Origin of the sequence: Curtobacterium sp. BRB10, assembly GCF_031844325.1 — a bacterium.
Lineage (GTDB): Bacteria > Actinomycetota > Actinomycetes > Actinomycetales > Microbacteriaceae > Curtobacterium > Curtobacterium poinsettiae_A.
The window spans coordinates 25,692-51,522 of the sequence record NZ_JAUZVA010000001.1; the positions used below are offsets into that span (position 1 = coordinate 25,692).

General features: G+C 67.4%; 28 protein-coding genes and 1 pseudogene. 17 read left to right on the plus strand and 12 right to left on the minus strand.

The features are described from left to right. Positions 1-25 precede the first annotated feature (25 nt). The gene (locus tag Q9R26_RS00120; RefSeq protein ID WP_182064916.1) at positions 26-277 is read left to right on the plus strand and encodes a DUF6458 family protein; all 252 of its coding nucleotides are present in this window, start codon (positions 26-28) and stop codon (positions 275-277) included. A gap of 28 nt (positions 278-305) precedes the next feature. Here the strand turns inward: Q9R26_RS00120 and Q9R26_RS00125 are convergent, their stop codons facing one another. Further along, positions 306-827 carry a ribonuclease H gene (locus tag Q9R26_RS00125; RefSeq protein WP_027465941.1) on the minus strand — a complete coding sequence of 174 codons (522 nt, stop codon included), beginning with the start codon at positions 825-827 and terminating at the stop codon, positions 306-308. Between the two features lie 63 nt (positions 828-890). Further along, positions 891-1,733 carry a hypothetical protein gene (locus Q9R26_RS00130; RefSeq protein ID WP_311226196.1) on the minus strand — a complete coding sequence of 281 codons (843 nt, stop codon included), beginning with the start codon at positions 1,731-1,733 and terminating at the stop codon, positions 891-893. Positions 1,734-1,851: 118 nt separating this feature from the next. On the opposite strand from Q9R26_RS00130, the gene Q9R26_RS00135 reads away from it, so the two are divergent. Next, positions 1,852-2,190, plus strand: a complete 339-nt coding sequence (locus tag Q9R26_RS00135; RefSeq protein WP_311226197.1) for a hypothetical protein — start codon at positions 1,852-1,854, stop codon at positions 2,188-2,190. On the opposite strand, the gene Q9R26_RS00140 is transcribed toward Q9R26_RS00135, so the two are convergent. The 3 genes from Q9R26_RS00140 to Q9R26_RS00150 all read right to left on the minus strand — a co-directional run bounded on the left by Q9R26_RS00140 (position 2,187) and on the right by Q9R26_RS00150 (position 5,035). Continuing rightward, positions 2,187-2,759, minus strand: coding sequence for a hypothetical protein (locus Q9R26_RS00140; RefSeq protein WP_182064920.1), 573 nt, complete (start codon positions 2,757-2,759; stop codon positions 2,187-2,189). The genes Q9R26_RS00135 and Q9R26_RS00140 overlap by 4 nt on opposite strands. Positions 2,760-2,815: 56 nt before the next feature. Beyond that, positions 2,816-3,634, minus strand: a complete 819-nt coding sequence (locus Q9R26_RS00145; protein WP_311226198.1) for an aldo/keto reductase — start codon at positions 3,632-3,634, stop codon at positions 2,816-2,818. Between the two features lie 195 nt (positions 3,635-3,829). Further along, a complete protein-coding gene (locus Q9R26_RS00150) occupies positions 3,830-5,035 on the minus strand; it encodes an MFS transporter (protein WP_259580297.1) in 1,206 nt (401 codons plus the stop codon). 355 nt (positions 5,036-5,390) lie between these two features. On the opposite strand from Q9R26_RS00150, the gene nrdH reads away from it, so the two are divergent. The 4 genes from nrdH (at position 5,391) to nrdF (ending at position 9,793) form a co-directional block, all read left to right on the plus strand. Continuing rightward, the gene (gene nrdH, locus Q9R26_RS00155; RefSeq protein WP_017886897.1) at positions 5,391-5,624 is read left to right on the plus strand and encodes a glutaredoxin-like protein NrdH; all 234 of its coding nucleotides are present in this window, start codon (positions 5,391-5,393) and stop codon (positions 5,622-5,624) included. 113 nt (positions 5,625-5,737) lie between these two features. Next, positions 5,738-6,154 (plus strand): class Ib ribonucleoside-diphosphate reductase assembly flavoprotein NrdI, encoded by a 417-nt coding sequence (gene nrdI / locus Q9R26_RS00160; RefSeq protein WP_182064923.1) that lies wholly within the window; start codon positions 5,738-5,740, stop codon positions 6,152-6,154. A gap of 17 nt (positions 6,155-6,171) precedes the next feature. Next, entirely contained in the window at positions 6,172-8,277 is a 2,106-nt protein-coding gene (nrdE, locus tag Q9R26_RS00165; protein WP_209135566.1) for a class 1b ribonucleoside-diphosphate reductase subunit alpha, read from the plus strand. 514 nt (positions 8,278-8,791) lie between these two features. Continuing rightward, positions 8,792-9,793, plus strand: coding sequence for a class 1b ribonucleoside-diphosphate reductase subunit beta (gene nrdF / locus Q9R26_RS00170; RefSeq protein WP_232832744.1), 1,002 nt, complete (start codon positions 8,792-8,794; stop codon positions 9,791-9,793). A gap of 219 nt (positions 9,794-10,012) precedes the next feature. On the opposite strand, the gene Q9R26_RS00175 is transcribed toward nrdF, so the two are convergent. Next, complete coding sequence (locus Q9R26_RS00175; RefSeq protein ID WP_259580296.1) at positions 10,013-10,621, minus strand: hypothetical protein; 609 nt, start codon at positions 10,619-10,621, stop codon at positions 10,013-10,015. A gap of 233 nt (positions 10,622-10,854) precedes the next feature. Here Q9R26_RS00175 and Q9R26_RS00180 point away from each other — a divergent pair, with 233 nt between their 5' ends. The 5 genes from Q9R26_RS00180 to Q9R26_RS00200 all read left to right on the plus strand — a co-directional run bounded on the left by Q9R26_RS00180 (position 10,855) and on the right by Q9R26_RS00200 (position 16,005). After that, positions 10,855-11,730, plus strand: a complete 876-nt coding sequence (locus tag Q9R26_RS00180) for a hypothetical protein (RefSeq protein WP_311226199.1) — start codon at positions 10,855-10,857, stop codon at positions 11,728-11,730. 210 nt (positions 11,731-11,940) lie between these two features. Then, on the plus strand, positions 11,941-12,744 hold the full coding sequence (locus tag Q9R26_RS00185) for a CPBP family intramembrane glutamic endopeptidase (RefSeq protein WP_259580294.1): 804 nt from the start codon (positions 11,941-11,943) through the stop codon (positions 12,742-12,744). A 377-nt stretch (positions 12,745-13,121) separates the two neighbouring features. Then, the gene (locus Q9R26_RS00190) at positions 13,122-14,171 is read left to right on the plus strand and encodes an IS110 family transposase (RefSeq protein WP_311226200.1); all 1,050 of its coding nucleotides are present in this window, start codon (positions 13,122-13,124) and stop codon (positions 14,169-14,171) included. A gap of 974 nt (positions 14,172-15,145) precedes the next feature. Continuing rightward, entirely contained in the window at positions 15,146-15,361 is a 216-nt protein-coding gene (locus tag Q9R26_RS00195) for a hypothetical protein (RefSeq protein ID WP_259580290.1), read from the plus strand. Between the two features lie 119 nt (positions 15,362-15,480). Continuing rightward, positions 15,481-16,005, plus strand: coding sequence for an ATP-binding protein (locus Q9R26_RS00200; protein WP_311226201.1), 525 nt, complete (start codon positions 15,481-15,483; stop codon positions 16,003-16,005). 8 nt (positions 16,006-16,013) lie between these two features. Here Q9R26_RS00200 and Q9R26_RS00205 read toward each other — a convergent pair whose 3' ends face one another. After that, positions 16,014-16,466 carry a GNAT family N-acetyltransferase gene (locus Q9R26_RS00205; protein WP_311226202.1) on the minus strand — a complete coding sequence of 151 codons (453 nt, stop codon included), beginning with the start codon at positions 16,464-16,466 and terminating at the stop codon, positions 16,014-16,016. 146 nt (positions 16,467-16,612) lie between these two features. Between Q9R26_RS00205 and Q9R26_RS00210 the strand changes: the two genes are divergently transcribed. After that, entirely contained in the window at positions 16,613-17,254 is a 642-nt protein-coding gene (locus Q9R26_RS00210; protein ID WP_311226203.1) for a GNAT family protein, read from the plus strand. A 255-nt stretch (positions 17,255-17,509) separates the two neighbouring features. Next, on the plus strand, positions 17,510-18,394 hold the full coding sequence (locus Q9R26_RS00215; RefSeq protein ID WP_311226204.1) for a type II CAAX prenyl endopeptidase Rce1 family protein: 885 nt from the start codon (positions 17,510-17,512) through the stop codon (positions 18,392-18,394). Positions 18,395-18,611: 217 nt separating this feature from the next. Here the strand turns inward: Q9R26_RS00215 and Q9R26_RS00220 are convergent, their stop codons facing one another. Next, complete coding sequence (locus tag Q9R26_RS00220) at positions 18,612-19,358, minus strand: SDR family oxidoreductase (protein WP_311226205.1); 747 nt, start codon at positions 19,356-19,358, stop codon at positions 18,612-18,614. Between the two features lie 91 nt (positions 19,359-19,449). Between Q9R26_RS00220 and Q9R26_RS00225 the strand changes: the two genes are divergently transcribed. Continuing rightward, complete coding sequence (locus Q9R26_RS00225) at positions 19,450-20,079, plus strand: TetR/AcrR family transcriptional regulator (protein WP_311226206.1); 630 nt, start codon at positions 19,450-19,452, stop codon at positions 20,077-20,079. 124 nt (positions 20,080-20,203) lie between these two features. On the opposite strand, the gene Q9R26_RS00230 is transcribed toward Q9R26_RS00225, so the two are convergent. Both Q9R26_RS00230 and Q9R26_RS00235 read right to left on the minus strand, forming a co-directional pair. Next, entirely contained in the window at positions 20,204-20,629 is a 426-nt protein-coding gene (locus Q9R26_RS00230; protein ID WP_311226207.1) for a hypothetical protein, read from the minus strand. 8 nt (positions 20,630-20,637) lie between these two features. Then, the gene (locus Q9R26_RS00235; protein ID WP_311226208.1) at positions 20,638-21,045 is read right to left on the minus strand and encodes an SdpI family protein; all 408 of its coding nucleotides are present in this window, start codon (positions 21,043-21,045) and stop codon (positions 20,638-20,640) included. A gap of 297 nt (positions 21,046-21,342) precedes the next feature. On the opposite strand from Q9R26_RS00235, the gene Q9R26_RS00240 reads away from it, so the two are divergent. The 3 genes from Q9R26_RS00240 to Q9R26_RS00250 all read left to right on the plus strand — a co-directional run bounded on the left by Q9R26_RS00240 (position 21,343) and on the right by Q9R26_RS00250 (position 24,544). Continuing rightward, positions 21,343-23,268, plus strand: coding sequence for an alpha/beta hydrolase (locus Q9R26_RS00240; protein ID WP_311226209.1), 1,926 nt, complete (start codon positions 21,343-21,345; stop codon positions 23,266-23,268). A 107-nt stretch (positions 23,269-23,375) separates the two neighbouring features. Next, positions 23,376-23,972, plus strand: coding sequence for a hypothetical protein (locus tag Q9R26_RS00245; protein ID WP_311226210.1), 597 nt, complete (start codon positions 23,376-23,378; stop codon positions 23,970-23,972). Positions 23,973-24,097: 125 nt separating this feature from the next. Beyond that, positions 24,098-24,544, plus strand: a complete 447-nt coding sequence (locus Q9R26_RS00250; protein WP_311226211.1) for a hypothetical protein — start codon at positions 24,098-24,100, stop codon at positions 24,542-24,544. A 51-nt stretch (positions 24,545-24,595) separates the two neighbouring features. Here Q9R26_RS00250 and Q9R26_RS00255 read toward each other — a convergent pair. Together Q9R26_RS00255 and Q9R26_RS00260 are read right to left on the minus strand one after the other, a co-directional pair. Next, positions 24,596-25,168, minus strand: a pseudogene (locus Q9R26_RS00255) (methionine synthase); the annotation flags it as partial. After that, positions 25,165-25,575: a hypothetical protein gene (locus tag Q9R26_RS00260; RefSeq protein ID WP_311226212.1), complete on the minus strand. Its 411-nt coding sequence runs from the start codon at positions 25,573-25,575 to the stop codon at positions 25,165-25,167. The pseudogene Q9R26_RS00255 and the gene Q9R26_RS00260, both read right to left, overlap by 4 nt. Positions 25,576-25,831: the final 256 nt, after the last annotated feature.

A 25,831-nucleotide genomic window follows, 5' to 3' on the forward strand; every position in this document is an offset into this window, starting at 1 on the left:
CACCCCCACCCGAGAGGACTGCGTCATGCGCATCGGATCCAGCATCGCCCTGATCGTCATCGGCGCGATCGTCGCCTTCGCGCTGAACATCCAGCTCGCCGGTATCGACCTCCGCCTGATCGGCTACATCCTGATGGCCGCCGGTGTCGTGCTGCTCATCATCAGCCTGGCCGTCGCGTTCGGCGGTCGACGCACCACCACGACCACCCGCACCGGTGTCGACCCGGCCTCGGGGGAGCAGATCACCCAGCAGGACCGCCGCGACGGCACCTACTGAGCCGCGGCGGGGCTTCTCGCCCCGTTCGTCAGAAGAGGGTCGCGGGCGGGGTGGCGTCGGGCAGCGCAGACGGCTCGGGGACCTCGGCGCCGGGCCAGCCCGGACCGTGCGGCACGTCGGTGCCGTTCTGGAACGCGGTCGCGGCACCGCGGGCACGCACGTCGGCGGCCTCGTTCATCTCGTGACCGACGTGGCCGCGGACCCACTCGAACGTGACCTTGCGGCCCTGCAGTTCCGCGTCGAGTTCCTTGATGATCTCGACGTTGAGCACCGGCTTGCCGTCGGCCTTCCGCCATCCCTTGCGCTTCCAGCCGGCGAGCCACTCGGTGCAGGCCTTGATCGCGTACTGGCTGTCGCACAGGATGTGCAGCGGCTCGCCGGTGTCCTTCGTGGCACGGAGCAGCTGCAGCACGGCGGTGAGTTCGCCGATGTTGTTCGTTGCACGGGGCCAGCCGCCGGCCGCCCACCGGTCGTCGTCGACGTACCAGGCCCAGCCGGCGGGGCCGGGGTTGCCGAGGGCTGAGCCGTCTGCGGCGGCGACGATCGTCACGATGGGACCTCCTGGTGGTGCCGAGTGCTGGTCAACCGTAACCGACCGACCCGGCCCCTCGTCTCAACGGCGAGCGGGATCGATGTTGAGCGTGCTGCCCTCGAGCAGCCAGTCGTCGTCGCGCTGCTCCATGAAGGGGTTCATCCACTGCACCTGCGCCGGCGTGATGCCGAACCGCTCCGAGACCGTCGAGAGCTCGTCACCGTGCGCGACCAGGTAGTTCGCCGGTCGGCCGTCGACCTCGGTGACGATGCCGTAGGCGCCCGGTCGGTCGTCGCCGACGGTGACCCGGAGGCCGGGGTAGGGGTTCGGGATGTTCCACCTGAGGTCAGCGGCGGCGAGCACTGATCCCGCCCACGGGCGCTTGGACGAGTCCTCGTCGGCCGCTGTCGCAGGGACGAGGACGACACTGCGCAGGTAATCGGGGTGTGGACCCGCCTGACCCATCGTGAACGAGGTCGGAGGAGCAACTGCGGCGTCCCACTCGACCGTTTCGCGCACCGAGCCGTCCCAGCCGTCGAGCGGCTTCGCGGGCCGGTGTCGGAACTCCAACCGCATGGGCTGCGGATTGGTCGTCCGGTACCCGGAGAGCTGGGCGTCGAAGGTCCCGCGGTCGTTCGCGACCACCCGGACGTGGATGCTGGTCTCGCCGCTCGGCGAGACGACGTCGGTCTCGGCCGCCACGGTGCCGGTGGGCAACGCCTGCTCGGGCTCGTGCTCGGTCTCGGTCTCGACCGGATCGGCGTCGCGCGTCGGGTCCGGCGCGGGTTCCGCCGTGCGTTCGGCCGCCTGTCGCGTCGGCGTCGGGATCGCGTCGTCGCCGCCGAACGCCGTGCACCCGGCGAGCAGCAGCCCCACCAGCGCCGAGCCGATCACCGCGGTCGTCGCGGTCCGTGTTCTTCCCATCGTTCCCCCTCGTCGGCAGCGTAGCGGGGGCCAGGGACGTCATCGAGTGCGGGGAGCGGACCGAGCCAGACTCGTTACACGGGGCCGAGGACTAGCGTCCGCTGCAGGAGGAAACACCATGAGCGACAGCATCCCGAACGCCCCCGGCCCCGAGCCGTCCGACGACCGCGCACGTACCGACGCGCTCCGCGACGCCGCACACAGCGACGACGTCGACGGGGTCAGCGGACGCGAGCAACGTGCCGCCGACACCTCGTACAGCCCGTCGAGCGAGCGCGAGATGGACGCGTCCCAGACGAAGCAGCGCGACGACGCCGACCTGCGTGAGGACGGCATCGACCCGTCCAAGGTCGTCGCAGCCCCCGGGACGGGCGGCGCGGACGACGCCGGCGATGTCGAGCCCGAACCAGGCGACCTGCACCTGCCGTGGCAGTCCGAGGAGGACCGCCGAGGCTAGCTCGACGCCCGGTCGAGTTCGCGCACGAGAGCATCGCCATCGGTGACGTCCCAGAACGCCATCGGCTGTGGTCCGAAGAAACCGTCGAGACCGGTGTTCGCGTAGACCTTCGCGTTCGTTCCCCGGCCGACGAGCATCGATCCTGGTCCGCCTCCCGTCGCGTCCCACTCGACGTTGCAGTGCCGTCGGTCGCCGGTCCAGCTCACGGTGCGGTCGGTGCGGCCGATCGGGACCTCCCGCGTGCCGCGAGGGGTGATCACGAGGGCCCGGCGATCGGTGACGGCGTAGACGGACGTCCGCTTGCGGTACCGCTTCACGAGGAACCGTCCGACCAGCAGGTGCAGGCCCATCAGTGTGAACAGCGACCCGACGAGCAAGAAGAAGGGTGGCGCACCGCTGGTCACGGCCGAGGCGGTCCAGAACGCCACGAATCCGCACCAGAGCAGCGAGAACGGGATGAGGAACCCGTCGCGGCCCGAGAGGAGCTTGGCCGGGTCGCTCGTGCCGGCCCAGTACAAGTGCTCATCGGGGCGCAGGTGTTCACGGGCGGTCTGTTGAGGATCGATCACCCCTCGACAGTACGGCCCGTCACTCGCTGTGGCGGAACAGTGCGTACCCCGCCCGGCTACGACACCGAGTCCGGGTGGGAGCCCGTCCGCTGCCCTGACTCGAGCGTCGCGATCGCCCCGAGCTCGTCGTCGGTGAGCTCGAAGCCGTCGACGTCGAGGTTCGACCGGATCCGGGACGGCGTCACCGACTTCGGCAGCACCACGACGCCGTGCTGCACGTTCCACCGCACGAGCACCTGCGCCACGCTCACGCCGTGCGCGTCCGCGATGCCCGTCAGTACCGGCTCGTCGATCAGGCGCCCACGACCGAGCGGCGACCACGCCCCGGTCACGATGTCGTGCTGCTCGTGGAACGCGATGAGTTCGCGCTGCGGCAGCCAGGGGTGCCGTTCGACCTGGTTCAGTGCCGGCACCTCGCCGGTCTCGTCGATGAGCCGCTGCAGGTGCGGCACCTGGAAGTTCGAGACGCCGATGCTCCGCGCCCGCCCCGACTCGCGCAGTTCCACCAGCGCCTGCCAGGTCTCGACGTAGCGGTCGTTCGCGGCGGCCGGCCAGTGGATGAGGTAGAGGTCGACGGCGTCGAGCCCCAGCCGCTCGAGGCTGCCGTCGAACGCCCGCAGGGTCGCGTCGCGCCCCTGGTGGTCGTTCCACACCTTGGTCGTCACGAAGACGTCGTCACGGTCCAGCCCGGAGGTCCGGATCGCCTTGCCGACGCCGGTCTCGTTGCCGTACATCTCGGCGGTGTCGACGTGCCGGTAGCCGGCGTCGAGCGCGAGACCGACCGCCGTCTCTGCTCCGGCATCGTCGACCTTGTAGACGCCGAAGCCGATCGCGGGGATCGCGGCGCCGTCGCGGAGGGGAAGTGAACTGACCATGCACCCATCCTGCCGGTGCGTGGCGGGCAGGCGCCGGGCCTCCCGGCCACTGTGGAGAACGCGACCCGCCTGCCGGACGCCCGTTCCTTCCCATGCCAGCCGGGATGGGGAGTGGAAACGGGCGTACCTGGTCAGAACTCCCGACCAGGTACGCCCGATTCGACCAGGCACGCCGAAAGCGCCCGCGCCCCCGGCTCAGGTCGGCAGGTGCACCGGCTCGGTGTCGGGGAGGGGGCTGGCGTCACGGCCGCGCAGGTCGGGCAGCCAGCTGCGCATCGCCAGGGGGAGCAGCACGCCCAGTCCGGCCATCACGGCGCCGACGGTGAAGCCGCCGACCGGACCGTTGCTGTCGATGAGGAAGCCGGCGATCGCCGATCCGCCGGCGGCACCGATCAGCTGGCCGGTGCCCATCCAGCCGTAGGCCTCGGCGGTGTCGGAGAACTTGACCGTGGCGGAGACGGATCCGAACATCACCGCGAGGGCCGGGGCGATGCCCACACCCGCGATGACGAGGGCCAGGCAGAGCCACCAGAAGTTCGTGCCGCCGAGGGCCAGGGTGAGGCCGACGAAGACCACGGCCATGCGCGTCCACAGCGTGTTGCGCGAGATCGGGCGGTGGCCGAACGCCAGGCCGCCGACGAGCGACCCGACCGCGAACACCGCGAGGACGATGCCGGCGTTCGGGCTGCCTTCGCCGAAGACGCTGGTGACGCTGGCCTCGACCGCGGCGCAGGCCCCGATCAGGAGCAGGCCGGTCAGGGTGGCGACGACGACCGAGGGACGCTTCAGCACGACGCCGAACGCGCGCTTGGACCGGGGGATGCGGACGCGTCCGAGCTCGGGGGAGGCGATGAACCACGTGCCGCCGACGACCAGGAAGACCATCGCGACGACGATCGCCTCGACCGTGCCGATCTGCGTCGCGACGAACGTGGTGATCACCGGGCCGGCGACCCAGATGAGCTCCTGCGCGCTGGCGTCGAGGGAGAAGAGGGGTGTGAGCTGCGCCGAGGTCACCATCTTCGGGTAGATGGTGCGCACCGCCGGCTGCACGGGCGGGACCGCCAGGCCGCCGAGGAACCCGACCACCACGTAGCCCCAGAGCGGCATGATCAGGAACGCGATGACCACCATGCTGATCAGCGCGACGATGCTCGTCAGGATGAGGACGGGACGCATGCCCCAGCTGCCCATCCACCGGCTCGTCAGCGGACCGGCCAGCGCCTGCCCGATGCTCGTCGTCGCGAGCACCAGCCCGGCGGCGCCGTAGGAGCCGAACACGTGCTCGACGTGCAGCAGGTACGCCAGCGACAGCATGCCGAACGGGAACCGTGCGGTGAGCTGTGCGGCGATGACACGACCCACGCCAGGGGTCTTCAGGAGGGGCCCGTACGTACTCACGAGACGAGTGTACGGACCGGACGGATCGGGCTGTCCCCCGTCCTGGGGAGGGGCCTGACGCGACACGCCGAAGCGCTGATTCCACACATGTGGATCGTGGCTGTCCACCGGTGTGGGGAAGTGTCGGTGGTCGGCCGGAGACTGGCGGAAACTCGGGCCTCTCGGGAATCCACAGACTGTGGAGGACGTTGTGGAGAACTACACGGCTGTAACACTTCCTCTTGTGGTCGGTGTCGCGGCCAGCCACTAGATGTAGTGTGGAGGCATCGCAGCGGCCCCTCCCGGACACGACTGCGGACAGACATCAGCACCACCTCCACAGCACAGCAGAAACCAGTAGGAACCAGGGGAGATCATGGCCGTCACCGTCTACACCAAGCCGTCCTGCGTCCAGTGCACCGCGACGTACCGCGCCCTCGACAACAAGGGCATCGAGTACGAAGTGCACGACGTCTCCACGGACGAGGCAGCGCTCGAGCACGTCAAGAGCCTCGGCTACATGCAGGCCCCCGTCGTCGTCACGGACGACGACCACTGGTCGGGCTTCCGCCCCGACAAGATCGCGACGCTCAGCGCCGAACTGGCGTGAGTCGGTGCGGGTCCCGTCGGGCCCGCACCACCCACCGCCGGCCTGGAGGCGCGACCCGCCTCCGCCAGGTCGCCCCGGTCCGTCCGTCCGCACCTTCTCCAGAGGAGCGCACCATGAGCCGATTGGTCTACTTCTCGAGCGTGTCCGGGTACACCGCGCGCTTCGTCGAGAAGCTCGGCCGCGACGCGGACCGGATCCCGCTCTACCCGAGCGATCCCTTCCTGCACGTCGACGAGCCCTACGTCCTGGTCCTGCCCACCTACGGTGGCGGCAACGGCGAGGGTGCAGTCCCCAAGCAGGTCATCAAGTTCCTCAACGACGCCCACAACCGCTCGCTCATCCGCGGCGTGGTCGTGGGCGGCAACACGAACTTCGGCGAGGCGTACGGCCTGGCAGGGGACGTCGTCGCACGGAAGTGCAACGTCCCCCTTCTCTATCGATTCGAACTCTTCGGGACCCCTGACGACGTGTCGGCGGTCAACTCAGGATTGGATGCATTTTGGACGCAGCAGTTGCAGACGTCGATCTGACGTCGCCGCAGACGGGGATGGACTACCACTCCCTCAACGCGATGCTCAACCTCTACGACGCGGACGGGAACATCCAGTTCGACAAGGATCGTGAGGCCGCCAAGCAGTTCTTCCTGCAACACGTCAACCAGAACACCGTCTTCTTCCACAACCTGAAGGAGCGGCTCGACTACCTGGTCGAGAACGAGTACTACGAAAAAGCCACGATCGACATGTACTCGCTGGACTTCATCCAGCGACTCAACGACCTGGCGTACTCGAAGAAGTTCCGGTTCCAGACGTTCCTCGGCGCGTTCAAGTACTACACGAGCTACACGCTCAAGACGTTCGACGGCAAGCGCTACCTCGAGCGCTTCGAGGACCGCGTCGTCATGACCGCCCTCGGCCTGGCCCAGGGCAACGAGCAGCTCGCCATCGACCTGGTCGAAGAGATCGTCGCCGGCCGCTTCCAGCCCGCGACCCCCACGTTCCTCAACACGGCGAAGGCACAGCGCGGCGAGCTCGTCTCCTGCTTCCTGCTCCGCATCGAGGACAACATGGAGTCGATCTCGCGCGGCATCAACTCCTCGCTGCAGCTCTCGAAGCGCGGCGGCGGCGTGGCCCTGCTCCTCTCGAACATCCGCGAGGCCGGCGCCCCGATCAAGCAGATCGAGAACCAGTCCTCGGGCATCATCCCCGTGATGAAGCTGCTGGAAGACTCCTTCTCGTACGCGAACCAGCTCGGTGCGCGTCAGGGTGCCGGCGCGGTCTACCTCAGCGCCCACCACCCGGACATCATGAAGTTCCTCGACACCAAGCGCGAGAACGCCGACGAGAAGATCCGCATCAAGACGCTGTCGCTCGGCGTCGTCGTGCCGGACATCACGTTCGAACTCGCGAAGAACAACGAGGACATGTACCTGTTCTCGCCGTACGACGTCGAGAAGGTCTACGGCGTGCCCTTCGGCGACGTCCCGATCTCCGAGAACTACCGCGCGATGGTCGACGACTCGCGCATCAAGAAGACGAAGATCAAGGCGCGTGACTTCTTCACGACCATCGCCGAGATCCAGTTCGAGTCGGGCTACCCGTACATCGTGTTCGAGGACACGGTGAACAAGGCCAACCCGATCAAGGGTCGGATCAACATGTCCAACCTGTGCTCGGAGATCCTGCAGGTCAACACCCCGACGACCTTCAACGAGGACCTGTCCTACAAGGAGATCGGCAAGGACATCTCCTGCAACCTCGGCTCGCTGAACATCGCGCTGACGATGGACTCGCCGGACTTCGGCAAGACCATCGAGACCGCCATCCGCGGCCTGACCTCGGTCTCGCAGATGTCGCACATCACCTCGGTGCGGAGCGTCGAGGACGGCAACGACAAGTCGCACGCCATCGGCCTCGGCCAGATGAACCTGCACGGCTACCTGGCTCGTGAGCGCGTCTACTACGGCTCCGAAGAGGGCATCGACTTCACGAACATCTACTTCTACACGGTGCTGTTCCACGCCCTTCGTGCGTCGAACAAGATCGCGATCGAGACCGGCGAGACCTTCGACGGCTTCCGCGACTCGAAGTACGCGTCGGGTGAGTTCTTCGACAAGTACACCGACCAGCTCTGGACGCCGGCGACCCCCCGCGTGGCATCGCTGTTCGACAACGCGAACATCACGATCCCGACGCAGGACGACTGGAAGGCGCTGAAGGCGTCCATCCAGGAGCACGGCATCTACAACCAGAACCTGCAGGCTGTCCCGCCGACCGGTTCGATCTCGTACATCAACCACTCGACGTCGTCGATCCACCCGATCGCGTCGAAGATCGAGATCCGCAAGGAAGGCAAGCTCGGCCGCGTCTACTACCCGGCGCCGTTCATGACGAACGACAACCTGGACTACTACCAGGACGCGTACGAGATCGGCCCGGAGAAGATCATCGACACGTACGCCGCGGCGACGCAGCACGTGGACCAGGGCCTGTCCCTGACGCTGTTCTTCAAGGACACCGCCACCACGCGTGACATCAACAAGGCGCAGATCTACGCATGGCGCAAGGGCATCAAGACGATCTACTACATCCGTCTGCGCCAGCTCGCCCTCGAGGGCACCGAGGTCGAGGGCTGCGTCAGCTGCATGCTGTAGTTAGTGGTCGCTGACGCGACCGCCCTGACTGGAGGCTGATGGCGAGCCCGCCACAAGCCTCCAGTCGACACAAGTCCACAAAGAGCTCAGGACCAGGTTCGCGAAAACCTGGTCCTGAACAGCCCCAAACAGGGACTCCAACTTGTCGGCTGGAACGTCCACTGTACATGAGTCGAACCGACCCTCCCGGGTCGGGCTCTCGGGGCTGAGGTAGCCCCGGGAGGAGGTGATGACAGTGGGCAAGAGCGTTAACAGGAGTGCGGCAAGCGGGCGCTTCGTCAGCAACGCTGCTGCCGCTCGTTGGCCGTCGAAGACGACCACCGAGCGTGTCGGCAGCGGGACCGGGAACTCCCGTACCGTGAGCCGGTCGGCCAGCAGCGGCCGGTTCGTGACCGAGGCAACCGCGAAGCGGAACCCCGGCGACACCATCACGCAGCGCGTGTAAGCGCTGGGACGGGGCAGGTTACGGCCTGCCCCGTCCACCTCGACGGCAAGCTATATCCAGGAAGAGACCATGACCCTCACCGACCCGGTCCACGCCACGGGCAAGTCCATCCCGCTGATCAGTGCGGTCAGTGCCATCAACTGGAACCGCATCCAGGACGACAAGGACGTCGAGGTCTGGAACCGGCTGGTCAACAACTTCTGGCTGCCCGAGAAGGTGCCGCTGTCGAACGACGTGCAGTCGTGGAACACCCTGACGCCGGAGGAGCAGCAGCTCACCATGCGGGTCTTCACCGGCCTGACGCTGCTCGACACCATCCAGGGCACCGTCGGCGCGATCAGCCTGATCCCCGACGCGATCACCCCGCACGAAGAGGCCGTCTACACGAACATCGCGTTCATGGAGTCGGTGCACGCGAAGAGCTACTCGTCGATCTTCTCGACGCTGGCCTCGACGCCCGAGATCGACGACGCTTTCCGCTGGTCCACCGAGAACGTGAACCTGCAGAAGAAGGCGCAGATCGTCCTCGACTACTACACCGGTGACGACCCCCTGAAGCGCAAGGTCGCCTCGACGCTGCTCGAGTCGTTCCTGTTCTACTCCGGCTTCTACCTGCCGATGTACTGGTCCTCGCGCGCCAAGCTCACCAACACCGCCGACCTGATCCGCCTGATCATCCGCGACGAAGCCGTCCACGGGTACTACATCGGGTACAAGTTCCAGAAGGGCCTCGAGGGCGCCTCGGAAGAGCGCAAGCAGGAGATCAAGGACTACACGTTCAACCTGCTGTTCGAGCTCTACGAGAACGAGGTGCAGTACACGCAGGACCTCTACGACGGCGTCGGGCTGACCGAGGACGTCAAGAAGTTCCTGCACTACAACGCCAACAAGGCGCTGATGAACCTGGGCTACGAGCCGATGTTCCCCAAGGAGACGACGGACGTGAACCCGGCGATCCTGTCGGCCCTGTCGCCCAACGCGGACGAGAACCACGACTTCTTCTCGGGGTCTGGGTCGTCGTACGTCATCGGCAAGGCGGAGAAGACTGAGGACGAGGACTGGGACTTCTGATCCTGGTCTGACTCGTGGGACGCCCCGCTGGCTTCGGCCGGTGGGGCGTTCTCGTGCTCCGGGACCCATGGACGTGTCCGGATGGCGCCCCTCCAGAGAGGATCGATCCGGACGGGTCATGTGAGACAGGCGGCCGCCGGGCAGGCATTCGGTCAGGTCCGGCTCGGTGAAGGACCGGCCATCGGACATTGGGAGGCGGCAGGATTGCGGGACGCAGTATCAGGCGGTGAGGGCGATCTCGGTCGCGCGGGCGATCACGTCGAGCGGGTCCGCTGCACCGGTGACAAAGATCGTGATGACCGTGGACCAGTGGACGCCGCTGAGTACCGCCACTGCTCCTGCGGTCGATCCGTTCACGAGGACGGTCCCCGCGGCGGTCCATCCATCCGGCACCGATGCGCGGAAGGATCTGGCGGTCTCGCGGCTGGCTGCTGAGAGGAGCGCTTCTCGGTACGTGCTGTTCGCCCGCCCGTCGAGCAGATCGCCTTGGAGCGCAGTGTTGATGTCGCTGCAGGCCTGCCGGGCAGTCGTCGTGCGCGTCGTTGTCACGCGGTCGTCCAGTGCGGCGAGACCGGCGGCGACACTGCTACCACCACCGAGTCGACGGATCTGTGCGTCGACACCAGAGCGGTCCTGCGCGACCGGCAGCATCGTCGCACTCGGATCGATCCGGGGAGCGATCGCGGGAAGGACCACTGCGAGAAGAGCGTCCGCTGGCATGTCGCTTTCGCCATCGTAGGTCGAGACTGCGCCAGTCGCGCCGCTCATCACGCAGGTGCTGACGGCTGCCTGCTCGGCCTGTTCCAAGGCAACCAACGCGCTCTCCATGGTCGTCGTAGGACGGACGCTCGACGATGGCGCTGTAAGGACCGGCGCCTCGTCAGGTGACGCAGCTGTACTCGGCTCTGCCGTCTTGCTGGGTGTGTCCGCTGCGGTGGTCGACGCCGGGGCGCAACCGCTCAAGATCAGGCCCGACACCGCGACGGCAAGCGCCCGACTGATCACGCGATACAGGTACCCACGCGTGCAGCCAGTCATTTGAGTCACCGTATCGTTATTCCGTGCCCCGCCTGCTCCACCGCCCCACAGCCCGTTTGGTCACCTCCCTGGCGGTGCTGGTCACCACGAGCGTGTCCCTCGCGGGCTGTTCCGCGGCCCCAGAACCGGCCGCACCTCACACGCTCCCGGCAGCCTCTCGGACTCCGCAGGCGATCACGGCCGCAGCGCTCTCCGAGCGTCTGGCCGCCTACGAGCGGAAGCACGACCTCCGTGTACGGGTCGACGCCATCGACACCGGTAACGACCACCACCTGGGCTTCCGTGCCACCGAGGCAGTACCGCTCGACATGCGCGCCCTCACCGCGGGCGTGCTCGTGCTCGCCAATGCCTCCGACGATCAACTCGCAGCGTCCCCTGCCACGTCCGAGGCCACGGCCGACACCGGAGCCTCCGCGACGCTCCTGGATGCCGTCGCCGCTGCCCTGCAGACCAGCGCGCCGGAAGCTCAGCAGACGCTCGTGACGTGGCTCGGCGGCGAGGATGCTCTTCATCGTCGCGCTGACGCGATCCTTGGTCCCTCGTCTGCCGCGTCGTCAGCGCGGAGCTTCGCGACCCTGCTCGACGACGCCATCTACGGCGAGACGCTTGCCCCTGACCGTCGCGGCACGCTGCGGAACATCCTGCTCAACAGTGCGGGATCCCCTGCGACCGCAGCCGGCACCGACGCACTGTGGGAAGTAGCCGGGGTCAGCGACAGGAGCCAAGCCGGCACCCTCGTCGAGGTCAGCACTCTCGAAGCGCCCTACCGCACCTCGGGGGACGCAGCGCCCGTCGTACTCGCACTCGTCGTCACCGGCGCTGCCGGCCCCGAGGCCGCGAGCCGAGCGGCCGAGGAAGTGTCCAGGCTCGTCACCCACGCCCTGCCGCCAACCCGCTGACCCATCGAGGGAGCTCAATTCGCTCCGACGGCCGTGCCGCGCGGTTCAGCGGGACGGCGGAGTCCTTCCGCGCCGACAGCATGCAGCGAAGCAGCGATGCAGCATCCCGTGAACACCAGCTCCGGACAGTCCGCGACGGTTGTTCATAGGATGACTACCGAGTGGTTGAGCGCCGCAGGGGACGCACGCCGCCGTCTGAAATGGGGCACCATGCACTCACCCGCTGATCGGTCGGATCTTCGCGTCCGACCTCGGATCTGGATCGGCGTCGCCGTCGTCGTCGGCTACGTGGCCCTCGTTTCGATCACCCAACACCTCTCCGGCGTTCCCTACCCGGACCTCGGCGACAACGGCAGCACTCTGTTCCGGGGCGTCGGCATCTCACTGATCCTCGGCGCCATCGCCCTCACCGTCGTCACGACTCTGCTCGGCTGGTGGCGGCCAGCGATACGCGAACAGCACCGGTCAACGTCCCGGTGGCCCGTGATCGCGCCGGCGCTGATGACCGTCCTCATGTTGCTCAACCTGATCGGCACTGACTGGGGTGCCTACGACCTCGGCTTCTTCGTCGCCTCACTGGTGCTCCTGCTCGTCGGGTTCACCGAGGAGATCGCCACGCGCGGACTGCTCATCACAGCGCTCCGCTCCAGGCTCGGCGAGGGCTGGGTCTGGTTCCTCTCCTCCCTCGCGTTCGGCCTCATGCACTACGTCAACGTCCTCAGCGGCCAAGACTTCGGCCGGACCAGCTTCCAGGTGCTCTCCGCATTCCTGTTCGGCACCGTCCTGTACATCCTCCGTCGCATCACCGGAACGCTCGTCTGGGCGATGGTGCTCCACGCGCTCTGGGACTTCGCCGTCTTCGCCACCGGGAAAGGCCACCCCGCCTCGTTCACCGACATGGGCGGACTCGAGCTGCTCATCGGAGCATTCGCTCTCATCGCTGTCTGGTGGGTCATCCGCGGATCAAACGAACACCTCGCCGAGACACCCGCCCTCAGCAGCCAGCCGCGGTAGGGCACGCCACTGGGGATCGACGCCGCTCGCAGCGCAAGGGCGCGAACGACGTCAAGCACGGACACGTACCCGAGGCCCGTGTCCGATAGCCGATCGGCTATCTCTAATGGATCTTGGCTGGCCTGGGGTCGGCTGACAGGCTGGCACTGGTCCCGGCTCGGGGTGTGACTCTTCGGCTATCTGCCCGCCATCGTGGCGTGGCGTTGTCTCGACTCGTCCACCGCGGGTGGCGGGGCTGGTGCCGGCCCGTCCGCTGCGATGGCTTGATAGAAGGTCGTCCGACCAGCTACCTGGTTGTGACTCGTTAGAGATCCGCCCCGCAACGACTTTCCCCGGGCCGGCACCAACACGGTTCCCGTTTCGGAAGGAGTCCCGCGATGCCTATCGTCGCAGACGAGTACACGCACGTCATCGGCGTCGACACGCACGCCAGAATCCACACTTATGTCATCCTCGACACCCGCACCGGCGGCATCGTTGATACAGCGACGTTCCCGACAAGTCCTGCGGGTGTCGCCCGGGCTCTGGCATGGATCGACCGTCGATCATCCGCCGGCCGACTCGCCGCCGTCGAGGGAACCAGCTCTTATGGAGCGTCCCTCACCGAAGCGCTGCAGCAGGCTCATATCGCCGTGGTCGAAGCGCGGCCACCACGCCGAGCCGACCGTGGGGCTCGCGGGAAGTCCGACCCGATCGATGCTGAGGCCGCGGCTCGTGCCGTGCTGCGCACCGACACGGCGATGCTCTCCTGGCCCAGGTCGGGCAAGATCCGGTCGGCGCTGCGCGTGCTGCTGGCTGCCCGGAGATCGATGGACGGTCAACGCACCGCAAGCCGGAACGCGCTCACCGCGCTGCTGCGCACCATCGACCTCGGCATCGACGCTCGGCGCCCGCCGATGGACAAGCAGATCGCCTCGATCGCAGCATGGCGGCACCACCCCAGTGACGACATCGACAGGGTCATCGGTCGCGGCGAAGCGGTCCGCCTCGCCCGCGACGTCATCGACCTGACCGGCAAGCTCGAAGCCAACCATGACGCGCTCCGACTGCACGTGTCCGCTCTCGCGCCGTCGGTGCTCGACATCGCCGGCGTCGGCCCCGTCTCAGCCGCCGTGTTCCTCACCGCGTACTCGCACGTGGGCCGAGTCCGCAGCGAAGCCGCGTTCGCGTCCCTCGCCGGCGCGGCGCCGATCCCCGCCTCCAGCGGCAACACCAGCCGACACCGACTGAACCGGCACGGCGACCGACGGCTGAACTCCGCGCTCGAGACCGTCGCGCGCGTCCGGCTCTCCTACGACCCCGACACCCGCGCCTACAAGCAACGTCGTCTCGCCGAAGGGAAGACCACGAGAGAGGTCAAGCGCATGCTCAAGCGCTACATCGCCCGACAGATCTACCGACAACTCACCGCCACAATGACCGCCTGACATCACGAGCGAAGCCGTGCGTTCAGGCAGCTGATCTCGAGGTGGGGCTCAGGGCGTGGGCGCCGTAGTCACTCGACGAGCGAGCGCCTCAGCGAAAGGCCGCCCATCACGCACTCGTCCGGTGAAAGTCCTACGAGCCCCGCCGAGAAGCAGGACCACGCGAACCCAGTGAGGATCACCGCCGCGCTTTCTCGGCCGGAGCTCGACCGACACAAGAGCGACGGAGGACAGCGAGACTACGGTCGGCACGCGCCCACGCAGCAGCTTGAAGCGCCGTCGGACCAGTGACGCGTCGTCGAGCTCTAGGACGTCCACTCCATTGAAGCCCCACCAGGGTCCGGGAGAAAAACGCGCGGTCACGAGGCTGTTGGTCACGTTCGGAAACGTTAGTCCCAGAGCCTCGCCACATCGATGATCGCTTGACATCACCTATAGAAGGGTCGAGACAAGTCGTGCACCTTAAAGTTCTGAACCGTGGGTGACTGGATGGTGGGATTCCGTGATGGCGGCCTGATCGACTACGAAGTGCGATCCGCGGCCACAGCCGTGGCTGCAGCCGAAGCAGTCCGGGCCAGCCGTCCCCGTTGCCTGATCGTCGCCGTCATTAAGTGGCCAGACCCCGCTAACTGGCACGATCGCATCGAGTACTCCGACTTGCCCCCCAGATACCGCGCGCTGCGCCGTTACGACGGACCGCTTGGCCACCACGGCTACCTGGTAGTGACTCAAGGCGTGGATCGCTCGCGGGGGACTGTCCCAAACCGACCGATCAGCCTCGATCAGGCGCGTTGGCACCGGGACTGGATGTTGCGGGGGTACTTCGAGTGCCTGCACGCGCACCTCCTGCAGCCGGTCCTCGCGGCGCCTCTCGTACCCGAGATCGTTCGCCTGGAACCCATCCACGAGTAGCGGGCAGGAACCTAGGTCGCTATGGTCGGTCTCTTCGCGGCGGCGGAGTACCGCTGGGAGGTCCCGTGGCCATCCTGATCCACGTTGATGCGCACCGCGAGGGCAAGTTCTGGGTCATCGTTATCCCCACCGTCGGCTCCGTGACGCAGGCATATCGGCGAAGCGAGATTCGACCAATGGCACAAGACTGTGCGGCCCTGATGCTCGGGGTTCCGCCACAGCGGGTCCGCATCGGCGCAGTGCGCCTCTCATCGCCGCCCGACTGGGAGTCCGACGTGTGAATCACCGGGTGATCGGCTTTCGGACACCTCATCGAAGCTTCGGTGAACGTATCCGTTTCGCTGGTGCCGCACGTCGATGACCGATAGACAGTGAGCTACGGCCAACGAAGGAGTTGTCGATGCTGGTTCAGGTTTGTGGTCTTCCCGGTGCAGGAAAGTCAACGCTCTCTGCTGCGATCGCGGAGTTGACGCCCTCGCTGACGCCCTCGCTGACGCTTCGCGTTGATGCGATCGAGGGCGCGATGTGGAGGTACCAGATTCCGCGTGAGCAGTCCGGGATCGCCGCGTACTCGGTCATGCATGCGATCGCGGTGCCGAATCTGCGGCGTGGTCAGGTGGTCATCGCGGATGCGGTGAGTGGTGTTGAACCTGCTCGGGCGGGGTGGGTGTCGACAGCGGATGCTGCTGGGGTTCCGCTGCGAGTGATCGAGGTCGTGTGTGCGGACTCCGACGAACACCGTCGCCGGGTGGAACAGCGGGCGAACGACCTGCCCGGGTTCACCTTGCCGACGTGGGACGAGGTACAGCGCACCGCCGACGATTACGAGCCGCGCACGGACGATCGGCTCGTCGTCGACAGCACCCGCCCCCTCGAAGAAACGGTCCGCCAGGCCCTCGATTACCTCGAACTCCACGCCCGGTAAGCGATCGGCTACCGGGCAACGAGATCGCGTCGGTAGTACACGTGCGACTGGTCGCGCTTGATCTCGATGAGACCGTTCTTCTCGAGGACACGTTGCGAGGGGATGTTCTTCAGTTCCGTGTCCGCGAGCGCGATCAGCGCACCGCGCGTCGCGGCGTGCTGAAGTCCGAGCTGCACGGCTTCGCTCGCGAGTCCCGCGCCTCGGGCTGAGGGAACCAGGCCGTACCCGAACTCGACCGTTCCCTTGTCGTCCGGAGGACCGAAGAATCCGAAACCACCGATGGCGAGGCCATCCGACCGCCGCCGGACGAGGTACATGGTGAACTCCGGATCCGCTGCGGTCTCGGCAGCGAGGACCCGGAGTGGGTCCAGTTCATCGGCGAACGGGTACTCGGGGTGCCAGTCGTCACCAGGACGCTCGTCCCGCACGACGATGCGTCGCGCCATCGCTGGTGAGATCACCTGAAGCACAGTCCGGCTACCGACAAGTGTCATGCCCTGATGCTCTCAGACCAGCCTGCCCGGTAGGGCAGCCAACCCGATAGAGGATCGATCAACGAGACACTGTCGGCCTGTAACGTTCGACGTTGCGCTCCTATCGTTGGTCGATGGATCTCGATCAAGTCTGGCCCTTGTTCGGACTGCGCCTCATCACTCCCAGGCTGGAACTGCGCCCCCTGCGCGACGAGGACCTTCCCGGGCTCGTCGACGTGGCACTGTCGGGTGTGCACGATCCCGCTCGGATGCCGTTCGGTGTCCCGTGGACAGACGCAGAACCGACAGCATTGGCGCATTCTCTCGCGCAGTACCACTGGAAGCTACGGTCCGGAGTGAGCCCCGACTCATGGGGCGTGAGCTTCACCGTGCTCTACCAGGGCGCACCGGTCGGCGTCCAGGAGTTGCATGCTCGCCGCTTCGCCGCGCGCAAGACCGTCGAGAGCGGATCATGGCTTGCCCTCGCGCATCAAGGCCGCGGGCTCGGGACCGAGATGCGGACGGCACTGCTGCTGTTCTCATTCGATCACCTAGGAGCGGAGTGGGCGGAGTCGAGCGCAGCCGCTTGGAACGAAGCATCCCTTCGGGTGTCGCAGAAGCTCGGATATGAGGTCAACGGTGTCAGTCGTGCCCAGACCCGCGCGGATGAGGTTGTCGATGAGGTCAGGGTGCGACTACGGCGGGAGGATTTCGCTAGACCGACCTGGAGCCTGACGGCTGAAGGGGTCGAAGCAGCGACTGAGTTCTTGATCTAGCCGGACGGGCAAAGATCCGGACGTCTCGGCAGCCGATCCTTTTCCGGACGCCTCCTCTGATCACCGGTGACCCCCGCATCATTCGGAGCGTGCGCCAGAGGGTGTTCGCATGCTTCGGTATTTGACGCGCACGCGCACGCCCGTGAAGTATGGCCGGGTGGCGGCGGTACAGGCCGCTCGCCGGACGCCGACGAGATGAGCTGCATGCCTTCGGACTTCGCTTTGTCCGGCACTGCAGCTCGCGAGCCTGCACAGATGCCTCAGCCGCGACTCCGTGCCCTGCTCCTGGGACTGGCGGGCTGGCTGCTCATCGGGGCGAGCCTTGGCCTCTCGGTCGGGATCGCGTCGGCGTTCGACCAGGCGTTCGGGCTTGCTCGGCCCACGGCGGTCTTCGTGCAGGCGGCCCTCATGTCGGCACTCGTGGTGCCCGCTATCGTCCTGCTGCGCCGTCGGATAGATCATCGCAGCCTGGGGAGCCTCGGACTCAGCGCTCGCATCGTGCGTCCCCTGACCACGGGCATCGCAGTCGGGGTCGGGACTGGCCTCGTCGTCTGGGTGCCCGCATGGCTCGCTGGATGGATCCGAGTCGATGACCTCGACCCCGTCGCGTTCGCACGATTCGTCCTCGTGAACGGAATCGTCCTTGCCCTCTTCGAAGCGCTGCCGGAGGAACTCGCGCTGCGCGGATACATGTGGACGAACCTTCGCGATGGGTGGGGCCTCGTCGTCGCTACCCTCGCCACGACAGCGCTCTTCCCATTCGTCGGACTCGTGGTCGGGCCCGTGCGGTGGCTCATAACGACCGCGCTGGGCGACACGGGCAACGAGCTGTCGGTGTTCCCCGCCGGGAACGAGCCCGTCGTCTACGTACTGCAACTGGCACTGTTCGGACTCGCCCTCGTCGCCGCCCGGCGCCTACCCATGGAGGGCGCACTCCTGGTCGCGGTCGCCTTCCACTGGACACAACTCAGCGTGACCCGCACCGTGCTCGGCGGCACGGGCTGGTTGGAGTCGGGCTGGACGATCACGTGGGTCGAGCCCGACGCCATCGCCCTCGTCCTGGTGCACATCGTGCTTGCCGGTGCGGTGTTCGTCACTACTCGCCAGGTGATGCAGCGCCGTGTCTCCATGCGCAGCTGACCACCAACACCGGTACCCGTCTCGTCCTCGCCGATTGACGAGCACCCCCCCTCAGCAAGGGATCGGCTGTCGAGACAGCGCCGGCAGCCGATCGGCGGGACGGGCGGCGGACGCAAGGAGAGGTTGCGCTGCTGGGCGGGGGGAAGAATCCGAGACCCCACGAGGTGCCGGCGGCGTGCAGGCAGCTTCATGCAGACCCGTCAGGGGGCTGACGCGATCAGGCGATGCCGCTGCCCCCGTCGACGAGGAGCTCGCTCCCGGTCATCCCCGAGCTCTGGTCGGACACGAGGAACAGCACCGTGGCGGCGACCTCCTCGGGGCGCAGGAGGCGGCCGAACGGCATCCCGCTCGCCATCTGCTCGAGCATCGCATCCGAGTTGCCCGGAGCGAGGCCCGCGAGACCCGGGGTCTCGGTGGGCCCGGGGGCGACCGTGTTGATCCGGACACCGCGCGGCGCGAGCTCGGCTGCCCACGTGCGGGTGAGGGCAGCGATCGCGGCCTTCGACGCCCCGTACAGACCGAACGACGGCTCGGTGCCGGACGCTGCCGTCGATCCGGTGACGACGACGGCGGACCCCTCGCGCAGGAACGGCAAGGCACCCTGGACGGTCAAGGTGGTCCCGCGGACGTTGGTGCCGAACGTCGCCTCGAAGTCCTCAGCGGTCACGGCGTCGAGCGATTTGAACTCCCCGCCGCCGGCGTTCGCGTGCACGGCGTCCAGCCCGCGACCGCGCTCGGCGACCGCGGCGAAGACGGTTGCGATGTCCTCCGCTCGGGCGGCGTCGGCGCGGATCGTCGTGACCGCGTCGCCGAGCTCGTCGCGCACGGCGTCGAGCGCCTCCTGCCGCCGCCCGGTGACGAAGACGTGCGCCCCCTCGTCGACGAACCGGCGCACGACCGCGAGTCCGATGCCCGATGTCCCGCCCGTGACGAGTGCGGTCTTGTCCTGCAGTGCTCCGACCATGATGTCCTCCTGGAGTTGTTGTTGACTGCTTGGTCCAGAACAGTACGTCGTGCTTGACTGATCAGTCAACAACGAGTCTCGAGGAGTTCGGATGCCCCGGCCACGCAAGTTCGACGAAGCCGACGTGGTCGAGCGCGCCCGGCGCACCTTCGCGGAGTCCGGCTTCGACGGCACATCTCTCGACGACCTGCTCGCGGCGACCGGCCTCGGGCGACAGAGCCTCTACAACACGTTCGGCGGCAAGAAGGAACTCTTCATGCGCGCCTTCCTCAGCGACACCGCGGAGGCAGTCGAGGTCGTCCAGTCCGTCATGCGGAGTTCCGAGCACCCCATCGCGCGGATCCGGACGCAGCTGGTGTCCGTTGCGGTCGAGCACGGTGCAGCACAGGGGGCGCCCTCGCTGCTGCTCCGCGCGGCGGTGGAGCTGTCGGCCCGTGACGCGGAGGTCGCCGCGACCGTCTCTGAAGCCTTCGACACCATCCGCGCGGGCTACACGGCCTGCATCGTCGACGCGCAGACGGCAGGCGAGGTCGAGGCCGATGCCGACGCCGAGGCGCTCGGCACCTACTTCTGCGCGGTCATCGAGGGGATGGTGGCGATCGGACGCGTCGGGACCTCACGAGCGGCCCTCCTGCAGGTGGGGATCGCGAGCCTCGCGGCCCTGCCGATCACACCGCTCGGCGCCGAGCACCTCGGCACCGCGGACGGTCCCTGGGACTGAGCCTCGTCACGCACCAGAGTGACGCCGCGCCGGCGTGACCGGCGGGGCGGGCCGCTGTCGCGCCTCCAGTGCGGGTCTGGAGGCACGCATCCAGCGGGCGGGACGGCGCGGGCTCCGCAACCGCTCACGCAGGTGGCGTCGTTCCCGCGCCCTCGGTGTCGTCTGCGCCAGCCGGACCGGTGCCTGCCTGGTCGAGGTTCTCGTGCGGATCGCCCATGTCGCCGGTCGCCTTGCCAGCGGGGGACAGCCCGAAGTGCTTGCGGACGGCGTTCGCCTCGGTGACGGACAAGGTGTTCCCGGCTCCGGGGGAGGGTGCACCCTTGATCGCGCTCTTCGTGTACCCGACGTGCAGGTCCGTGCCGTCGAAGGTGGCATCCTCGACCGGGACGAGCGCGGTGTGTCCCCCGAGGACTCCGGTCGCGACGCTGACGAACGCAGCGCAGCCGTCCTCGTCGGAGGGGAACACCTGCGCGACCTTGCCGACCGATGCGCCGTCGCGGTCTCGGACGGTCGCGTGCTCCACTTCGTGGATCTGGTCCTTCGTGATCATGGGTGCAGTCAACGCCCTCGGCCTGACGCCGGTGAGTCAGTCTGCGCGTCCTGGTGACCGGTCTGATCCTCGAGCGCCGCTCGGCGTACCGCGAGGTGGGCAGCAGGAATGGAGAGGACTGCGCCGCCCGCGAGGATGATCGCCGCGACGATCACCGGGGCGGGGGTACGGAGCGCGGGCACGATGATGCACACCGCGCACCAGAGAACGGTGATCACGCCCGAGATCAGCGTCGGAGGCAGCGCCGCTCGGTGCCCGGTCCGCCAGGCGTCGTCGCTGGACATCGTGACGCGCGTCCGGACGCCAGCGAGGTCGTTCCGGCCGAGCTGTCCGGTCGCAGCTCGCCACGTCAACCACATCACGAGGACCGCTCCGCCGATCTCGAGGGCGAGTGCGGCCACCATTGCTCCGGGCATGGTGACGACGCTAACGCCCTGGAGCATGAACGGCAACATTCCGGATGCACGGTGGCGAGCGAGCATCCCGACGCTGATGGCTGGGACCCGGCCGCGAGCCGACTCGACTGAACGTCGAGAGATGGCTGCCCGAGAGGGGAAGCATCACGAGGGGGGCACCGGACGACGGCTGCGCTCTCGCTGGAACTGAATCGGCCGGTCGTACCCTCCCTCCCGGACGGGTCCGATCCTCAGACGACCGTCGCTGAACTGGCCCATCACACCTCCGGATTGCCGCGAGGTCCGACGATGATCGCGATGCCCGTCGACCGCCTGGTTGCGCAGGGTCATCGGCCGTCCAGTAGGGTCGAAGGACAGATTGCGATCCACACGGGGGTGTGCGTGACGATTGTGTTCGATGACGGGGCAGCCGATGCCCTCATCGCTGCTGCGGAGGGGGCCTCCGGGGACCTGCGATCGCAGGCTATGGCGGATCGGATGCGAGTCGAGTCAGCGGTTCGGGAGTTCCGCGGCAGCTACGCGACGCTCTTCACGACCGACAGCACGATCCGGTCGGAGGACACGCAGCGTCTCGCCGGTGTCTTCGCTGACCTCAAGACGTCGATCGATCGGGCGAAACGCGAGGCTGAATCCGAGCGGCGCCGACTCCGGGAATCGCGCGAATGGAGTGCGCGTGAGGAGGAGCGTGAGCAGCGTCGCGCGTCCGGGGATCCGTTCGCCGTGGCGTCGGCCTACATCGACGGCGTGATCGACCGACGTCCGGATGACACGGCTGTGCACCCGACCCCGGTCACGGCAACGTTCCTGCCGAGGGCGCGCCCGCGCACGGCTGGCGGGAGCTCGGGAAGCACGTCCTCCGCGGATCCTGATGCGCTCCTGACGTTCGTCGGGGCCAGCAGAGCGGCCGACGGCAGCGCTGGGCAGCACCTGATCCGGGTGAAGAACGCCTGGACCCGCTTCTGTTCGGCTTGTTCATGGGTGCCGGTCCAGGGTTCGACAGTCGTGGCGGGGTTCGACCGGCTGATGGCCGAGAACGCCCTGGAGGCGAGCTGGATCGAAGGCATCGCGAACGCCTTCGACCGCGCTGGAGGCGGCGCTCTCCCGGACCTGATGCTCGACGCCGTGGCGACGGTGACCGCGTCGCCAGCGCTGTCCGAGCTGCTCCGGCCGGGTCTGACCCCTGCCGAGGTCGCCGCGGCCTGGGCGAAGGTCCCGCAGACGGACGAGTACATCGAGTCCTTGCCGTTGGCGACGCAGTACCTGCTCGCAAACCTCGACGGCATCCCTGCTGCGCAGCGCGACATCGCGTCACGAGCCGTGCTTGCGGCGGCGGTGCGGGATCCGGAGCGCGTGTACACGCTCATGGGCTTCGGCGAGCAGCGCATCGGCCGGTCGGACTTCGAGGAACAGGTCAACGCGCTGCAAAAGGCCGTTGACGCGGCCGACCTCAGTGCTGAGACACTCCCCGGACCTGCGGCGTCCAAGACCGCGCAACTGGTTGGATTCGGGGTGCACGACGGTGCGCTGGTCGCCGCCGTGTCGCTTGGCGACCTCGACACGGCGAAGAACGTGACGGTGAACGTGCCGGGGATGAACTCGGACGTGGCTGGCATGGGCGAGCGCGTCGTGGCCGCCGAGGGATTGTTGCGCCAGGCGCACAGCGATGACCGATCGCAGACCTACGCCGTCGTTTCCTGGGTCGGCTACCACGCGCCGAACCCGGCGGAGGTGGGCTGGCCCGACCGATCAGAATCCGGCGCAGGTCAACTGGCTTCCTTCGTGGACGGTGTCTTCGACAGCAGATCGGACGGTGGCCCCGACACCTTCACGGTTGCAGCGCACTCGTACGGCTCCACCACCGCGGTGCAGGGGCTTCAGTTGACGGAACACCAGGTTGACTCGTTCGTGTCGTACGGGTCCGTCGGCTTCCCGCGCGGGACCGAGATCGACGACGTCCATGCCGCGAACGTGTACGCGACGGCCGCGAAGGACGATCCGCTCGGGCCGGGCGGTCAGTGGCTGGGCGTGGCGACCCGGGCAGATCCGCTCGGGTTCGACGGCGTGCAGGAGTTCTCCTCGGAGGCAGCCGAGGGTACGAGAGGGGTGACGGGCCACGACATGTGGCACGACTCCGATTCGGACGACGTCGGGTACCTCTCGAACGACTCGACCACGCTCCGCACGCTGGCGCAGATCGTCGCAGACGGGAAGATGGGGCCATGAGAGTCAAGATTCGTCCCCGACTGCGCGGCGCGATCGTGACCATGCTCGCGGCCGTGGTGCTCGCGACGACCGGATGCGCCTCAAGCGGCGCAGGCAGAGGAGGCGACGTGACCGGACAGGACGCGCAAGACGCAGCAGGTAAGACTCAGGCGCAGGTAGCCGATCTCTCGTTGCAGGACGAGTTCGAGCTGGCTGGCGAGCGGTACGAGCACGGGCAGGCCGTGCTCGCAGCCGCACAACGACAGATCTCGGACGGCACGTGGTACTGGAACGGCGGAGACGTCCGTCCTCTGCCCGCAGGCGACGACGCGTTTGGAAAGGCGCCGGAGGGTGCGACCAAGGAGAACTCCTACGCGTTCCGTGCCGTACGGATCATCGAACCGGAGGGTGCGACCGGCGCGGTGGAGGACCTCGATCCGATGCAGCGCTACTTCGATGAAGAAGGGTGGCGCTGGAGCAACGCGAAGGTCGGTACGGATCACGAGGTCCGGGCCGACACCGGTGACGGATGGTGGGTGACCTGGAACGTGCGGCCGAACGGGCAGTACTCGCTCGGTGTGTACAGCAAGGCGTTCTGGGCACACGATGCTCCGGAGCTCATCAAGGCGATCGCACTGCGCGACCCCGCCGACTTCCCCGATGAATCCGAGCCGGGTGTCTCGGAGCCGTTCCCGAAGTGGAGCGATCCTGTCCGGCAGCGCTGATCTCCGGACGAGGGTGCGCCTCGCAGACGCCGACCGGTCTGCGAGGAACTCCCGCGTGGCACCCACTCGGGGGGGGGGGGGGGGGGGCCGTCGCCGGCCTCCGGGCGACCGCAGCCGCACTGTTCATGGTGGTCGTCCTCACCGGCTGCAGCGCCGGCATCGGGAAGACTCCCGAGCAGGCGAAGGAGTCCATCGTCACGTTCGTCGAGGGCTCGACTGACGTGGTGGGGGACGGCTGGGAGGTCAGTGAGGGCCCTGGGCTCGGGAAGTGCGGCCTCGCCCCGGGCGTCCGCGGCGTCGAGTACTCCTACGCCATGGTCCGGTCCGCGAGCGCTGACCCGAAGGCCGACGTCGAGGCGGTGGAGCAGCACTGGAAGGACCTCGGGGTCACGACCGAGCGCTACCAGACCGGCGGCGAGGACCCGATCCTCGGCGTCCGAGGTGGCGGTGGCCCAGTACAGTCTTCGGACTTCCGGGCCGATCCCCGCGGGTACACCATCGACGGCAGCTCGCAGTGCTTCGTGGGGAACTTCGACCGGATGAGCCTGGACAGCCAGGACTCACGGACGTGACCCGCCTGCCGGAGCCGAGCCGTGCCTCCAGGCCGGTCCGGAGCCGCGCCGTTACCGCGCTGCCGGCACCGCGAAGTTCGCCAGCTCGGCCCGCACGATGTCCGCACCCGCGGACAGCGCACTGAGCTTCCCGAGCGCCGCGCCCCGCGCCAACGGCGCCATCCCGCAGTTCGAGCTCGGGATGAGCTTGTCCGCATCGACGAACTCGAGCGCCCGACGCAGCACCTCCGCGACCTCCTCCGGGGTCTCCACGGTCTCGGTCGCAACGTCGATCGCCCCGAGCATGACCTTCTTGCCCCGGATCAGCTCGACGAGCTCGAGCGGCACGTGCGAGTGGGTGCACTCCAGCGAGACGATGTCGATGGATGACTGCTGCAGCAACGGGAACGACTGCTCGTACTGCCGCCACTCCGCCCCGAGCGTTTCCTTCCACTTGTTGTTGGCGTCGATGCCGTAGCCGTAACAGATGTGCACGGCGGTCTCGGCGCGCAGGCCTTCGGTAGCGGGTTCGAGTGCGGCGACGCCCCAGTCCTGCACCTCGTCGTGGAAGACGGTGAAGGCGGGTTCGTCGAACTGGATGATGTCGACGCCGGCGGCTTCGAGCTCCCGCGCTTCCTGGTTCACTCCCCGTTGCGCTGGAGTTCCTCCGCGTCGCCGGCGGTGCAGGAAGAGACGGCGTCGAGACTGTACCCGCGTTCGTCGGCGAGGAAGTCGATGCTCTTCATCGGGCCACCGACACCTCGCAGGCCGAGCGTCGGATCCGCGCCGCCACTCTTATAGCGCTCGGTCTTGATCCCCTTCTCCTTCCAGAGCCGTTCGACGTTCGCTACATCTTCGGCGGGATCGCCACTGCGCTGTTCCCGCATCTTCGTGTAGAAGTACGCAGCGCCGCGTCCGCCGTTGTCGCGATTGCATCCTTGAACTGCCGGTCCGCTCGCCACCGACCACGCGCCGCCGATCGCGTTCGCGGTGTCGTCGATGATCGCCACGATGGCCTCTTTTGCCCCTGTTGGGGTCTGCTCGTTCTCCACGGTGGTTCCTCCGTTGCATCCGCTCAATGACAATGCCGCTGCGACGACCACGGCGATGGTGGCCGACAGTCGAACCGCCAACAGCTGGGGAGTCCGTTGAATCATGCGTCGAGTCAAGTCGCTACTCGTGATCGGCGGATTCGTGGTGGTTGCTGATGCTGAGGGTTCACTTCGTGAGCTTCCCTTCTTGATTGATGGTGGCGTGAGCGAGGCTACTGAGACACTGCATCTCGGTCGAGATCGCGTGTTGGTGAGC

Coding starts and splice junctions, on each gene's coding strand:
- Q9R26_RS00120 (WP_182064916.1), top strand. CDS start 26: ATGCGCATCGGATCCAGCATCGCCCTGATCGTCATCGGCGCGATCGTC.
- Q9R26_RS00130 (WP_311226196.1), bottom strand. CDS start 1,733: ATGGGAAGAACACGGACCGCGACGACCGCGGTGATCGGCTCGGCGCTG.
- Q9R26_RS00135 (WP_311226197.1), top strand. CDS start 1,852: ATGAGCGACAGCATCCCGAACGCCCCCGGCCCCGAGCCGTCCGACGAC.
- Q9R26_RS00145 (WP_311226198.1), bottom strand. CDS start 3,634: ATGGTCAGTTCACTTCCCCTCCGCGACGGCGCCGCGATCCCCGCGATC.
- nrdH (WP_017886897.1), top strand. CDS start 5,391: ATGGCCGTCACCGTCTACACCAAGCCGTCCTGCGTCCAGTGCACCGCG.
- nrdI (WP_182064923.1), top strand. CDS start 5,738: ATGAGCCGATTGGTCTACTTCTCGAGCGTGTCCGGGTACACCGCGCGC.
- nrdE (WP_209135566.1), top strand. CDS start 6,172: ATGGACTACCACTCCCTCAACGCGATGCTCAACCTCTACGACGCGGAC.
- nrdF (WP_232832744.1), top strand. CDS start 8,792: ATGACCCTCACCGACCCGGTCCACGCCACGGGCAAGTCCATCCCGCTG.
- Q9R26_RS00175 (WP_259580296.1), bottom strand. CDS start 10,621: ATGGAGAGCGCGTTGGTTGCCTTGGAACAGGCCGAGCAGGCAGCCGTC.
- Q9R26_RS00185 (WP_259580294.1), top strand. CDS start 11,941: ATGCACTCACCCGCTGATCGGTCGGATCTTCGCGTCCGACCTCGGATC.
- Q9R26_RS00190 (WP_311226200.1), top strand. CDS start 13,122: ATGCCTATCGTCGCAGACGAGTACACGCACGTCATCGGCGTCGACACG.
- Q9R26_RS00200 (WP_311226201.1), top strand. CDS start 15,481: ATGCTGGTTCAGGTTTGTGGTCTTCCCGGTGCAGGAAAGTCAACGCTC.
- Q9R26_RS00210 (WP_311226203.1), top strand. CDS start 16,613: ATGGATCTCGATCAAGTCTGGCCCTTGTTCGGACTGCGCCTCATCACT.
- Q9R26_RS00215 (WP_311226204.1), top strand. CDS start 17,510: ATGCCTCAGCCGCGACTCCGTGCCCTGCTCCTGGGACTGGCGGGCTGG.
- Q9R26_RS00220 (WP_311226205.1), bottom strand. CDS start 19,358: ATGGTCGGAGCACTGCAGGACAAGACCGCACTCGTCACGGGCGGGACA.
- Q9R26_RS00225 (WP_311226206.1), top strand. CDS start 19,450: ATGCCCCGGCCACGCAAGTTCGACGAAGCCGACGTGGTCGAGCGCGCC.
- Q9R26_RS00230 (WP_311226207.1), bottom strand. CDS start 20,629: ATGATCACGAAGGACCAGATCCACGAAGTGGAGCACGCGACCGTCCGA.
- Q9R26_RS00235 (WP_311226208.1), bottom strand. CDS start 21,045: ATGCCCGGAGCAATGGTGGCCGCACTCGCCCTCGAGATCGGCGGAGCG.
- Q9R26_RS00240 (WP_311226209.1), top strand. CDS start 21,343: ATGCCCGTCGACCGCCTGGTTGCGCAGGGTCATCGGCCGTCCAGTAGG.
- Q9R26_RS00250 (WP_311226211.1), top strand. CDS start 24,098: ATGGTGGTCGTCCTCACCGGCTGCAGCGCCGGCATCGGGAAGACTCCC.